This is a genomic window from Arthrobacter sp. J156 (genome assembly GCF_056172865.1).
This window is the reverse complement of sequence record NZ_CM149650.1, coordinates 3,060,617-3,072,779: the sequence shown is the minus strand read 5'-3', so window position 1 is coordinate 3,072,779 and position 12,163 is coordinate 3,060,617. Positions and strand designations below refer to the sequence as shown.

Annotated in this window: 14 protein-coding genes and 1 pseudogene; 11 read left to right on the top strand and 4 right to left on the bottom strand. The window is 65.4% G+C overall.

All coding sequences use genetic code 11. The annotated features are described in order from the left end of the window. The first annotated feature begins 308 nt into the window (after nucleotides 1–308). The 3 genes and pseudogenes from AC0QR5_RS14220 to AC0QR5_RS14210 form a co-directional block, all read left to right on the top strand. Complete coding sequence (locus AC0QR5_RS14220; RefSeq protein WP_329747760.1) at nucleotides 309–905, top strand: recombinase family protein; 597 nt, start codon at nucleotides 309–311, stop codon at nucleotides 903–905. Nucleotides 906–912: 7 nt separating this feature from the next. After that, nucleotides 913–2,298, top strand: coding sequence for a Mu transposase C-terminal domain-containing protein (locus tag AC0QR5_RS14215; protein WP_329747759.1), 1,386 nt, complete (start codon nucleotides 913–915; stop codon nucleotides 2,296–2,298). Further along, nucleotides 2,298–2,543 (top strand): annotated as a pseudogene (locus AC0QR5_RS14210) (AAA family ATPase); the annotation flags it as partial. The gene AC0QR5_RS14215 and the pseudogene AC0QR5_RS14210, both read left to right, overlap by 1 nt. 86 nt (nucleotides 2,544–2,629) lie before the next feature. Here AC0QR5_RS14210 and AC0QR5_RS14205 read toward each other — a convergent pair. Then, the gene (locus tag AC0QR5_RS14205) at nucleotides 2,630–3,394 is read right to left on the bottom strand and encodes an IS6-like element IS6100 family transposase (RefSeq protein ID WP_001389365.1); all 765 of its coding nucleotides are present in this window, start codon (nucleotides 3,392–3,394) and stop codon (nucleotides 2,630–2,632) included. A 173-nt stretch (nucleotides 3,395–3,567) separates the two neighbouring features. On the opposite strand from AC0QR5_RS14205, the gene istA reads away from it, so the two are divergent. The 3 genes from istA to AC0QR5_RS14190 all read left to right on the top strand — a co-directional run bounded on the left by istA (nucleotide 3,568) and on the right by AC0QR5_RS14190 (nucleotide 6,230). Beyond that, nucleotides 3,568–5,118, top strand: coding sequence for an IS21 family transposase (istA, locus tag AC0QR5_RS14200; RefSeq protein WP_052166742.1), 1,551 nt, complete (start codon nucleotides 3,568–3,570; stop codon nucleotides 5,116–5,118). After that, a complete protein-coding gene (gene istB / locus AC0QR5_RS14195) occupies nucleotides 5,115–5,894 on the top strand; it encodes an IS21-like element helper ATPase IstB (RefSeq protein WP_033105166.1) in 780 nt (259 codons plus the stop codon). Before istA ends, istB begins: the two co-directional genes overlap by 4 nt. Before the next feature lie 144 nt (nucleotides 5,895–6,038). After that, entirely contained in the window at nucleotides 6,039–6,230 is a 192-nt protein-coding gene (locus tag AC0QR5_RS14190; RefSeq protein WP_071330047.1) for a hypothetical protein, read from the top strand. 89 nt (nucleotides 6,231–6,319) lie between these two features. Here the strand turns inward: AC0QR5_RS14190 and AC0QR5_RS14185 are convergent, their stop codons facing one another. Together AC0QR5_RS14185 and phnF are read right to left on the bottom strand one after the other, a co-directional pair. Then, nucleotides 6,320–7,183, bottom strand: a complete 864-nt coding sequence (locus AC0QR5_RS14185) for an endonuclease/exonuclease/phosphatase family protein (RefSeq protein WP_329864226.1) — start codon at nucleotides 7,181–7,183, stop codon at nucleotides 6,320–6,322. A 63-nt stretch (nucleotides 7,184–7,246) separates the two neighbouring features. Continuing rightward, nucleotides 7,247–7,993 carry a phosphonate metabolism transcriptional regulator PhnF gene (phnF, locus tag AC0QR5_RS14180; RefSeq protein WP_071330049.1) on the bottom strand — a complete coding sequence of 249 codons (747 nt, stop codon included), beginning with the start codon at nucleotides 7,991–7,993 and terminating at the stop codon, nucleotides 7,247–7,249. A 199-nt stretch (nucleotides 7,994–8,192) separates the two neighbouring features. Between phnF and phnG the strand changes: the two genes are divergently transcribed. From phnG to AC0QR5_RS14165, 3 genes are read left to right on the top strand one after another with little or no spacing between them, the layout of a single operon-like run. Continuing rightward, a complete protein-coding gene (gene phnG / locus AC0QR5_RS14175) occupies nucleotides 8,193–8,624 on the top strand; it encodes a phosphonate C-P lyase system protein PhnG (RefSeq protein WP_071330050.1) in 432 nt (143 codons plus the stop codon). Next, nucleotides 8,621–9,256 carry a phosphonate C-P lyase system protein PhnH gene (gene phnH, locus AC0QR5_RS14170; protein WP_329864224.1) on the top strand — a complete coding sequence of 212 codons (636 nt, stop codon included), beginning with the start codon at nucleotides 8,621–8,623 and terminating at the stop codon, nucleotides 9,254–9,256. The genes phnG and phnH overlap by 4 nt, the downstream gene beginning before the upstream one ends. Beyond that, nucleotides 9,256–10,053 (top strand): carbon-phosphorus lyase complex subunit PhnI, encoded by a 798-nt coding sequence (locus AC0QR5_RS14165; protein WP_329864222.1) that lies wholly within the window; start codon nucleotides 9,256–9,258, stop codon nucleotides 10,051–10,053. Before phnH ends, AC0QR5_RS14165 begins: the two co-directional genes overlap by 1 nt. Before the next feature lie 18 nt (nucleotides 10,054–10,071). Here the strand turns inward: AC0QR5_RS14165 and AC0QR5_RS14160 are convergent, their stop codons facing one another. Further along, complete coding sequence (locus AC0QR5_RS14160) at nucleotides 10,072–10,836, bottom strand: IS6-like element IS6100 family transposase (protein ID WP_001389365.1); 765 nt, start codon at nucleotides 10,834–10,836, stop codon at nucleotides 10,072–10,074. 290 nt (nucleotides 10,837–11,126) lie between these two features. Between AC0QR5_RS14160 and AC0QR5_RS14155 the strand changes: the two genes are divergently transcribed. Then, nucleotides 11,127–11,771 (top strand): AmiS/UreI family transporter, encoded by a 645-nt coding sequence (locus AC0QR5_RS14155; protein WP_329862231.1) that lies wholly within the window; start codon nucleotides 11,127–11,129, stop codon nucleotides 11,769–11,771. Nucleotides 11,772–11,874: 103 nt separating this feature from the next. Then, nucleotides 11,875–12,159 (top strand): FmdB family zinc ribbon protein, encoded by a 285-nt coding sequence (locus AC0QR5_RS14150; RefSeq protein ID WP_329862232.1) that lies wholly within the window; start codon nucleotides 11,875–11,877, stop codon nucleotides 12,157–12,159. Nucleotides 12,160–12,163 lie beyond the last annotated feature (4 nt).

Below are 12,163 nucleotides of genomic sequence, written 5' to 3'. Positions count from 1 at the left end.
CCGTGGATGAACACTCCACGCCAAAACTGTGATGGAAATTTCATCCAGTGCGACGCGTCAACCGCCGCTTTCCGGGTGCTTCTCGCCTCCCCAGCTTTCCTGCACCACACCCCCGAATGTCCGGGATCCAAGGCATGACGGACATCGACATGCGTTGACAATCAAAAGCTTTTCGAGACACGCGAAGCCTCCCTCGAGCCTCAGGAACTAACGGTGGAATTCCGGGTCACATTTGTCTTGGAAACATGTCTCACCGCGAAGTGTCTTTGCGTCGACGTTTCTAGCTATTTCCAAGGCAGAATGGAGCCGTGAGACATCTTGGATATACGCGGGTCAGCACCAGAAGCCAAGACGCAAAGTTGCAGGTTGAGGCTCTGGTCAAATCGGGCGTGCAGGAGCGGGACATTTTTGCCGACGTCACCTCGGGCAGTCGGACCGCGATCTCACGCCCCGGGATGAAGAAGCTCCTCGAGCACGCCCAGCCCGGCGACACCGTCGTCGTGTGGCGAGTCGATCGCCTCGGAAGATCCTTGATCGATGTGCTGAACACGGTGAAGCTGCTCCGAGGGCGTGACATACAGGTGAAGAGCATCTCGGATGGGATTGACCCGTCGACGACGTCGGGCCGGCTGATGCTGAACATGCTTGCCACCTTGGCCGAGTATGAACGCGAGCTGATCACCGAGCGTGTGAACGCAGGAATCACAGCCGCTCGAAATGGGGGCACCAAGTTTGGTCGGCCTTTGTCCGATCCTGTGGTTGTAGCGGACAAACTCAAGCTCGTCTCCGAGGCCCGGGCGAAGGGCCGCACCGCGGAGGATGCGGCAAAGCTCGTCGGGTGGAGCCGAGCCACTTTGTACCGGCATCAGCAAGCCTCTGCGGCCCGCGAGAGCACCACCGTGTAGGTGACTCGTGGATGCGGCCGAGCGGTGGCGTGTTCTTCGGCTGCATGTCGAAGACCAGATCCCGCTCGCCGTCCTCGCTCGGGAAACAGGGATCTCCGCTCGGACTCTGCAGCGTTGGAACCAGCTCTATCGAGCAGGCGGCGTCGCATCCCTCGACCCTCATGCGCGTATGGACAAAGGTGTCCGCCGAACCTCAGCAGAGACGGTCGCGTTCATCGAACAGCTGGCACTCACTCGGCCGCGCCCGAGTGTCGCCACGCTGCATCGTCTCGCCGTCACTGATGCGCAGGCGCGTGAGCTGCGGGCTCCGAGCTATGCGACCGTGCGGCAGATCGTCCAGGCCCTCGATCCGGCTCTTGTCACTTTGGCGCTGGAGGGGCCGGCCTCGTACCGAGACAAGCACGAGCTCGTCTTCCGGCGCCGTGCTGAACACCCGAACCAAACTTGGCAGTCCGACCACACTGAACTCGACATCCTCATCGTCGGCGCTGACGGTAAACCTGACCGGCCGTGGCTGACGACCGTGATGGACGACTACTCCCGTGCGATCTGCGGGTTCATGGTGTTCAGCGGTGCACCCTCAGCTATCAACACAGCCCTCGCCCTCCGGCAGGCGATCTGGCGGAAGACCGACCCCGCGTGGGCGATGTGCGGCATCCCCGACATCCTGCACGTCGACCACGGCTCCGACTTCATCAGCCACCACCTCGAACGAACCGCGATCGCCCTGCATGTCAGGATCATCCACTCAACCGTCGGCAGGCCTCAGGGGCGCGGCAAGATCGAGAGGTTCTTCGGCACGATCAACACGGAACTCCTGAGCGCACTACCTGGCTACCTTGGACCCGGCAGTCGGGCACCTACGCCTGTCCTCGACCTTGCCGGTCTCGATCGTGCTATCGGCCAGTTTATTGGCACCTACAACGACCGGCCCCATAGTGAGCTGGGGATCTCGCCGCGGGACGCTTGGGTTGCAGACGGATGGCTGCCACGGATGCCCGACAGCTTCCAAGAGCTCGACGGACTTCTCCTCACTGTTCCGAAGAACCGAGTCGTGCAACGCGACGGTATCCACTTCCAAGGCCAGCGCTACCTCGCCCCCACTCTTGCCCCGTTCGTCGGCCACACCATCACGATCCGGTACGACCCCCGCGACATCTCCGAGATCCGGGTCTATGACCGGGACACGTTCATCTGTACCGCTATCGATGAAGCCCACCCCAACCTGCGCCTCAGTCTTCGCGACATCGAAACGGCTCGCCGCGCCCGTCGCAAGCAGCTGCGGCGAGCCATCAACGACCGCATCCCGACCGTTGCCACCCGTGAGGAACCTCGCATCCCCGAACCCACAAAGCGGCGGCCGAAGCTGCGCACCTACGAAGAGGACGAGTGATGAACCAAGCATTTATCGTCACCAAAGAACACCGACGTTTCACCGAGTTCGCCAACGCCGTGCGGAAAGAGAAGACCATCGGGATCTGCCACGGCGCTGCAGGCGTGGGAAAGACCAACTCCGCTCGTCGGTACGCGAATTGGGACGCGCTCGAGGCGTACATCAACGAGTGGGGTCCGCGTGGGGAGCACGACGCGAAGCACTACGCCCTCGCGAACCGATTTCGAACGGTCTTCTACACGCCAGAAGTCCTCTACCGACCAAAGGACCTCATGAGGGCTCTGTTGCAAAGATTGGCGGCAGTCAGAGGTAGGCTGTCGCTCTGCGCCGATCAGGCGGCTGCTGCGAAATGGTGGTTGAGCATGCCCATGGCCTCCGTCAGCGCCGAGGGCCCAATGCCAAAAGCTCTCTCCACAAGGCGCACCTCGCCCCTGATGCCGGGCTGCAGGCACCAGGGGCGAGCCTGTCCTTTGCGCAGGGCTCGCATGACTTCGAATCCCTTGATCGTGGCATAGGCCGTGGGGATCGATTTGAAACCGCGCACCGGCTTGATCAGTATCTTGAGCTTTCCGTGATCGGCCTCGATCACGTTATTGAGATACTTCACCTGCCGGTGGGCCGTCTCCCGGTCCAGCTTTCCTTCGCGCTTCAATTCGGTGATCGCTGCACCATAGCTCGGCGCTTTGTCGGTATTGAGCGTGGCAGGCTTTTCCCAGTGCTTCAGGCCTCGCAGGGCCTTGCCCAGGAACCGCTTCGCTGCCTTGGCGCTGCGGGTCGGCGACAGGTAGAAATCGATCGTGTCGCCCCGCTTGTCGACTGCCCGGTACAGGTAGGTCCACTTGCCCCGCACCTTGACGTAGGTTTCATCCAGGCGCCAGCTCGGATCAAAGCCACGCCGCCAGAACCAGCGCAGCCGCTTCTCCATCTCCGGGGCGTAGCACTGGACCCAGCGATAGATCGTCGTATGGTCGACCGAAATGCCGCGTTCCGCCAGCATTTCCTCAAGGTCGCGATAGCTGATCGGATAGCGACAATACCAGCGCACCGCCCACAGGATCACATCACCCTGGAAATGGCGCCACTTGAAATCCGTCATCGTTCCGTCCGTCCAATCTCCGCCAAGCATGCTCAAGCTTCACGATTTTTGCAACAGAGCCGATCTGCCCACTTCCTTTTCGGAACCCCGCCCGGTTATGCGGCGGGAGCCTCTTCCCGGGGTTTGATTGCGGTGTCTAGACGCACCAAAGTCACCCAGGAAGAGGTCCTGTAATGAAGTTAGACGGAGAAGTCATGGAAATACTTGAGGCATACGATCTGACTGGATCGTTGCGCGCGACCGCGGAGCTGACCGGTTGCTCGCACCACACCGTTGCGCGGCATGTTGCCGCTCGCGATGCCGGGAGACCGATCGCCGAGCCGGCGTTCCGGGGCCGGGTCACGGACCCGTTCCTGCCTAAGATCGAGGAATGGGTCGAGAAGTCTCTGGGCAAGATCCGGGCTGATAAGGCTCACGACAGGCTCGTCGCGCTGGGCTATGAGGGCTCTGAACGCTCGACCCGCCGGGCGGTCGCGCAGGTCCGCGCCGCTTACCGGCTCGGCCACGTCCGGGTGCACCGCCCCTGGATAACGGAGCCGGGGATGTGGTTACAGTACGACTTTGGCGACGGCCCGGTGATCGACGGGAAGAAGACGGTGTTGTTCGTGGCGTGGTTGGCGTGGTGTCGGTTCCGGATCGTCATTCCGCTGCGGGACCGGACCGCGCCGAGCGTGTTCGCGGCGTTGGATCGCACGTTTAGGACCGCTGGCGGCGCCCCGACCTATGTGCTGACCGACAACGAGAAAACGGTCACCGTGTCGCACATCGCCGGGGTCCCGGTGCGGAACCAGCAGACGGTGGACTTCGCCCGCCACTACGGGGTGACAGTGTTGACCTGTCAGCCGGCGGATCCGGCGTCCAAGGGCGGGGTGGAGTCCTCGGTGAAGCTCGCCAAGGCCGACATCGTCCCCAAGGACACGAACCTGTTACCCGAGTACGCCTCGTTCGCCGAGGTGGAAGCGGCGTGCGACGCGTTCATGGACCACGTCAACAACCGGGAACACCGCGCCACCCGGCGGAAGCCCGCGGCGATGCTCGAGGAAGAACAGCTCCGGCTGCACCGGGTCCCCGACACCGCGCACACGGTCGCGTTCGGGCTCTCGCGCAGCGTCCCGGACAACACCCCGATGGTCACGTTCGAGAATGGCCAGTACTCCGTCCCCGCTCACCTGCTCGGCGGCCGCGTGTTCGTCCGCTCCCACGGTGTCGGCACCGACGAGCAGGTCATCGTCGTGCACGTCGGCTCCGACGGCCCCGTCGAAGTCGCGCGGCATAACCGGGCCCGGCCGGGCAGTCCCGCGATCGATGACGCGCACTTCCCCGACCATCGGGAGAAGGTCCCGGGCGATTACACGATCAAGGCCAGGAGCGCCGCGGAGGCCGAGTTCCTCGGCATCGGCGCCGGCGCTCACGCCTGGCTGCTGGAAGCGGCCGCGGTGGGCACGGCGCGGATGAACGTGAAGATGGCCGAAGCGGTCGCGGTGGCGAAGATCAGCGGCACAGCCCAGGTCGACGCTGCGTTGGGTGAGGCGGCCACCTACGGGCGGTTCGCGACCGGTGACCTCGCGTCGATCCTCAACGCGGCCGTCTCCAAGGGCAAGGCGCACCGAGCCGATGAGAAAGCGTCGCTGGCGCAGGGCACCGCCGGCTGGGCGGCGATCGGGCAGCCCGTCACGCCCGGGGTCGACCTTGCCGTCACGGATGATCTGGAGGAGAGCGCGTGAGCGTCACCCAGGCTGCCGCGCCCGTCCTCCCCGCTGACCTCGAAGCGTTGATGCGGCAGTTAAAGATGCCCTACGCTCGCGCGTTGGCGCCGGAGCTGATCGCGACCGCGAAGTCCCAGCGGTGGGAACCGGCCGAGGTCATCAAGGCCCTCTTCGTCGAGGAGGTCACCGGCCGGGCCCGGTCCATGCTCGCCACGAGGCGCAAGGCCGCCGGGTTCCCGACCGGGAAGACCTTCGACACCTGGGACGAGTCCGCGTCCTCGATCCCGGTCCCGACGCAACAGGCACTGCGGACCCTGGAATGGATCGGCCGGAAGGAGAACGTCGTCGTCTGCGGGCCATCGGGCACGGGGAAGACGTTCTTCCTCGAGGCCCTCGGGCAACAGGTTGTCGAGGCCGGGATGCGGGTCGCGTGGTTCCGGCTCGAGGATCTCGGCGCGTTGGTCCGCGCGCACCGCTCCGATGACTCCGTCAGCCGGGTCGTGGCCCGGATCCTCCGCGCGGATCTGATCGTCGTCGATGACATCGGGCTACTCGAAGTCGGTGCGGACGCCGCCGAGGGCCTCTATCGACTCGTCGATGCCGCCTACGAGAAACGTTCCATCGCGGTGTCCTCGAACCTGCACCCCGCTGGGTTCGACGAACTCATGCCCAAGACCCTCGCGACGGCGACCGTCGACCGGCTGTTGCACCACGCGCACGTCTGCCAGACATCGGGCGACTCCATCCGGCTGACCCAGGCCCTCGCCGGGAAAGGAGTCACCGCGATGAACTAAACGACGACGCCCTCGACATGGCCAACGCCACCAACACCCTGGTGGGCAGATCTGTTGGCCATGAGTGGGCAGTTTCCGTGGCCACCAGCGGGCATTTCTGCTGGCCGCCCACGGGCAGTTCCTATTGGCCATTGACACCCGCTAGTGGGCGAGGCGATGATCTCTCTCGTGGCAGGCTCCGGAGAGACGCGGTTCCAGCTCGAAGCGACGATGAGCCGGTTCATCCATCTCGCGGTGCTGGATGCTCTGTGCTCGGCGCTCGCGGCGGAAGACCCCGGTCGGACGCGACGTGGTTCGGAGTTGTCGGCCAAGGCGAAGCAGATCCACGGGGTGTAATCGCGGTGCGGGCCAACGGATTCCCCGCATGACAGAAGCGGCGCAACCCGAAGGTTGCGCCGCTTCTGTCATGCGGGATGCGTGGGGCCTCAGGGTAAGACGGCGGTCGGCTCTGACAGTGCTTTGAGGCTGATGTCGCTGAGGACGCCGTAGTGGTCGCTCGCGGTGGGGTACTCCGCGAACACCACCTTGCTGTTCGTGATCACACTCTCCACGAGTCCGTGATTCTCGGTCGACCCGGCGAAGACGTAGTCGATACGGCGGTGGTGCGGTTCCTGCACCAAGTAGTTCGGGACGATGCCCTGGCCGTCGACGACGCTGCGTGCGACCCACGGGCTGTCCGTGGTCCAGGTGTAGCCGGGAGTGCCGTCGCCCGCGATGGCGAAGGTGTCGCGGAACGCGGCACTGCGGCCGTTGACCGCGGACTTCCCTGTGTAGAAGCGGATGCAGTCCTGGTCGGGCGCCGCGTCGAAGTCGCCGGCGAGGATGGTCGGCGCGACCTGGCGGCGGCGCTCTTCGAGCTCTGTCACGAATAGCGCCTGCTCGACGCGGGCTGCCTCATCGGTGAACTTCCAGCTCGGACGTGCGCCGAGGAAGAGCATGTCGACGCCGATGGGGAGCGGGAGCACCATCTCCCAGACGTGCGGTCCGTTCGCTGCCGGGAGCGTGTGGATGTCGACGCTCTTCGGCTCCCACCGTGTGCCGACGGCGGTGCCCCAGGGGAGCCAACCGATCTCGCGGTAGTCCGAGGCGTGGTGCCAGTGCAGGGGGGAGCTGTCCTTAACGATCTGGTAGGCGTCACGCTCCGGGGTGCGCAGGACCTCCTGCAGGAAGACGATGTCGGCGTCGTGCTCCTCGAGGCCCTGGAGCAGGAGTGCGTCGCGTTCGGCGCGATCACGCGGGTCCATCCAGATGTTCAGGGTGAGCACGCGGAGATTCATGGTGTCGGTCATGCTTCCACGCTAACCATCATCCGTGAACGAAGTTCCACATCGAAGTGAACAGTGGAAGTTGCGTCAATCCTCCGCATGCAGGTCGGCCTGCACGTCGAGTTCCACACGGTCAGCGCGGAAGCGCGCGAGGCTGTACTGCAGCGGCGTCCCATCCGGAAGCGTGTCGAGCGAACGGACGACGAGGACCGTCGACCCGGGAGGGAGGCCGAGATCCGTGTTTTCCGCGCCTGTCGCGACTCGAGCGCTGACGCGGCTCCAGGAGCGGACGTAGTCGTCGACGCCGACGGCCCTCAGGGCGCGGGTCACCGAACCGGTGGAGGCGAGCTGTGTCTCGAATCCTGGGACCAGGCCGGGCGCCATCCACGCTGTTGAGCGGGCGATGGTGCTTCCTCGGAGATCGGTCGCCGCGTCGACGCGCAGGGCCCCTCCCGCGCCGAGCCGAAGTCGCTCGCGAGCGTCGTCCGGAACCTCGCGCACCAGCTCTGCGGCAAGGAGTCTCCGCGTGGAGACATCGTGGTCGCCGATGCTCTCACTGAGCCTGGTGCGCAGGCGGATCCGGTGGACGAGGACGGTGTGAGGCACGACGAACGTGCCGACGCCTTGTCTCGTCACGATCAGCTCTTCGCCGGCGAGGGTCGACAGCGCCTGGCGCACGGTATTGCGGTTCACGCCGAAACGTGCGGCCATCTCGGCCTCAGTTGGCAGTCGAGCGTCCGGTGACAGGGTGCCGTCGAGGATCTCGCTGCGCAGCTGATCGGCGATCAGGCGCCACGTCGCGTATCCGGTCGAAGAGCGGTGAGAGATGGTCATCGTCTCCGTACATTACCGTCCGCATCGCTCGCTTCCGATCCGTACCACTGACATTCATGTTTCGGACATCTACTGGTCATCTAGAAAACTAGACAACATTGCGGTGTCGCTTCTAGGCTCGAATCATCCAGAAACCTGGACAACCAAGGAGGCAGTAGTGACGAGTCCAACTGATCACGTCGCGGAGCGACAGAGGTGGATGCGAGTACTCGCACTCGCTAGCACCTCTCAGCTCTCCGATGCCTGGGCGGCCCAGCCGATCACACCGAAGGTGGACACGGTCCGCGGGCCGGAGGCGGGGCTCGTCATGGTGCGCGGCCGTGCCGGCGCCGGCGGGGACCGATTCAACCTCGGCGAAGCCACTGTCGTCCGCGCGACTCTCCGCGTGCACGGAGCGCCGCTCGAGCACGAGCGAGTCGGCACGTCCTACGCGCTGGGAACCGACGTCGACCACGCGTGGTTCGCTGCCGCCTTCGACGGACTCCTCCAGGACGCAGGGCAGCGAGAGCGAGTCCTTGCCGACGTCATCACCCCGCTGGCTCAGGCGCAGCGGCGCGAAGACGACGCGCGGGCGGCCGACGCGCGCAGCACCAAGGTCGACTTCTTCACCGTCGCAAGGGAGCACGCATGATCACCTCATCGGAGAGCGGCACGGCCGCCCCTGCCCCGGGCTTCGCTGACCCGACCCGCGAGGCGCAGAGCGTTTTCCGGGCGATCCTCGACGCGCTGGCTCACCCGGGCCAGCGATACTCCATCCAAGGCCCGGCCGAGGCGCCTGCCTCTCTGGGCCCGGGCCTGGCGGCCGTCGCGATGACGATCCTGGACGAGCAGTCTCCGGTCGCCCTCCATGAGGCGCTCGCTCACGACGCTTCCGCAGTGCACTACTTGTCGTTCCACACGGGTGCACGTCTCGCCACCTCCATCGGTGCCGCTGACTTCGTCTTCGCCACCCCGGACTCCTTCCCGGACCTGGAGGCGCTCGCTCACGGAAGCGACGAAGCGCCCCATCGCTCGGCGACCATCATCCTCGACGCTCGCGCCCGCGGGGAGGGTGATCGGTTCACGGGCGTGGGCCCGGGTATTGACGGCATCGTCGAGATCGATGCTCCATGGGTGCCCACGGGATTCGCAGACGTCTGGGCGAAGAACGCGTCGCTCTTCCCCCGCGGTGTCGACCTGCTGGTCGTCGATGACAACTCGGTTGTCGCTCTTCCCCGCACCACGCGGCTTATCGCCGCATCCATCCCTGGATCGGAGGCCTGATGTACGTCGCAGTCAAGGGCGGGGAGAAGGCCATCGCCAACGCTCACGCTCTCCTCGCCAAAGAGGGCCGTGGCAGTCACGACATTCCTCGCATCACCAAGGACGCTGTCGCCGGCCAGCTGCCCGTGCTGGTATCGCGGGTGATGACGGAGGGGTCGCTGTACGACCCGTCCCTCGCCGCCCGCGCGATCATCCAGTGCCAGGGCGACGTCGTCGAGGCCGTCACTCTGGTCCGCTCCTATCGCACCACCCTTCCTCGGTTCGGCTACTCGGAGCCCGTCGACACGGCGGCACTCACCCCTCAACGACGGGTGTCAGCAACGTTCAAGGACATCCCCGGTGGACAGCAGCTCGGTGCCACCTTCGACTACACGCATCGGCTCTTCGCTGAGCCGGGAACCGCGGGACCCGCGCTGGGAGATGAGCAGCACACGCCGATGCCCAGGGTCTCCGACCTGCTGGGCGCCGACGCCCTGCTGGAACCGGACCACCCGGCCGACTGGAACGACCCCGAGCCCGCCGACCTCACTCGCGAGCCGACGGTCTACCCGATGAGCCGCGCCGAGCGCCTGCAGGGGCTGGCGCGCGGCGATGAAGGGTTCCTTCTCGCTCTCGGATACTCCACTCAGCGCGGATTCGGCAACACCCACCCGTTCGCGGGCGAGATCCGGGTCGGAGAAGTCGAACTCGAGTTCGACGCACCGGAGCTCGGATTCCCCGTGCCGCTCGGCCGGGTGGAGATGACCGAATGTCAGATGATCGGCTCTGTTGCAAAGATTGGCGGCAGTCAGAGGTAGGCTGTCGCTCTGCGCCGATCAGGCGGCTGCTGCGAAATGGTGGTTGAGCATGCCCATGGCCTCCGTCAGCGCCGAGGGCCCAATGCCAAAAGCTCTCTCCACAAGGCGCACCTCGCCCCTGATGCCGGGCTGCAGGCACCAGGGGCGAGCCTGTCCTTTGCGCAGGGCTCGCATGACTTCGAATCCCTTGATCGTGGCATAGGCCGTGGGGATCGATTTGAAACCGCGCACCGGCTTGATCAGTATCTTGAGCTTTCCGTGATCGGCCTCGATCACGTTATTGAGATACTTCACCTGCCGGTGGGCCGTCTCCCGGTCCAGCTTTCCTTCGCGCTTCAATTCGGTGATCGCTGCACCATAGCTCGGCGCTTTGTCGGTATTGAGCGTGGCAGGCTTTTCCCAGTGCTTCAGGCCTCGCAGGGCCTTGCCCAGGAACCGCTTCGCTGCCTTGGCGCTGCGGGTCGGCGACAGGTAGAAATCGATCGTGTCGCCCCGCTTGTCGACTGCCCGGTACAGGTAGGTCCACTTGCCCCGCACCTTGACGTAGGTTTCATCCAGGCGCCAGCTCGGATCAAAGCCACGCCGCCAGAACCAGCGCAGCCGCTTCTCCATCTCCGGGGCGTAGCACTGGACCCAGCGATAGATCGTCGTATGGTCGACCGAAATGCCGCGTTCCGCCAGCATTTCCTCAAGGTCGCGATAGCTGATCGGATAGCGACAATACCAGCGCACCGCCCACAGGATCACATCACCCTGGAAATGGCGCCACTTGAAATCCGTCATCGTTCCGTCCGTCCAATCTCCGCCAAGCATGCTCAAGCTTCACGATTTTTGCAACAGAGCCGGCGGGCGCGCTACCCCTTCCGGGTGGCGCGCCCGCCGCCGTATCCGGGAGGTGCGCGGGACACCGCTGCGGCATTCCACAACGGCCCCCGTCAAGCATTGTGAATGCCGTTCACCGGGGATAGCGTGGAAGGACCAGCCGATCCCGCGCCACAGGCCGTGGGCGGTGAGTTGCAAGTCTTACTCCACCGGCAACGGCTTCGGCGCGGGTTCTCAAAGGAGAGAACTCAATGGGCAGTGTTGGTCTGTTGTATGTCGGGGCCGTCCTTTTCCTGAACGGCCTCATGCTTCTGGGAAAGGTCCCCGCCAAGGCGGCGGCACCCATCAACTTCTTCGTCGGGGTCATGCAGGTGGTGTTCCCGACGATCATCATCAGCCAGTCCGGCGGCGATCCAGCGGTGATCCTCGGCGCGTCCGGCCTGTACCTCTTCGGATTCACCTACCTCTATGTCGCCCTCGACATCACGTTCGACCTCGACGGGGCCGGCCTCGGCTGGTTCTCGCTGTTCGTGGCCGTCGTCGCCGCCGTCATGGGCTACGTCCAGTTCACGCTCGTCGGAGATCCGGTCTTCGGCGTGATCTGGCTCCTGTGGGCCGTCCTCTGGCTCCTGTTCTTCCTGCTCTTGGGCCTGAAGATGGATGCGCTGACCACCGCCACCGGCTGGTTCACCGTCGTCGTCGCCCACATCACCGCCACGATTCCCGCGCTGCTGCTGCTCACGGGCCAGTTCCAGAGCACCGCCATGTGGGCCACGGTCCTCGCCGTCGTCGGCGCGGTCGCCCTCGTCGGTGCCCTCGCCGCGGGCCGGCGCGGGGCGGGCAGCCCGGCTTCCGGCGACAGCACCGCGGCCGCCGCCCAGGGAGGCGCCTCCTGACCACTTACCCCTGACCCACGCACACGCCACGCCGAAGCGCGGGGGCCGGGCCACGCAGCCCCGGCCATGCCCGTCGGCGATCCGAGGAAAGGAGTCCGCGGCCATGCCGCTCTACGAGTTCCGCTGCCCCGAGGGGACCAGCACCGAGGCGTCGTTCAGCATGGCCTCCGCCCCCGACGTCGTCGACTGCCCCTGCTGCGGGGGACCCGCGCGTCGTCGCATGGGAGTCCCCCGCCTCTCGATTGGCGGTTCGGCGGCCTTCGGGTTGATCGACCGGGCCGAGCGCAGCGCCCACGAGCCCGACGTCGTCACGTCCCTTCCGGGCGCCGGGCGCCGGGCGCCCCGCTACACCTCGAACCCCCTGCACCAGAAACTGCCCCGTTCCTGACGGG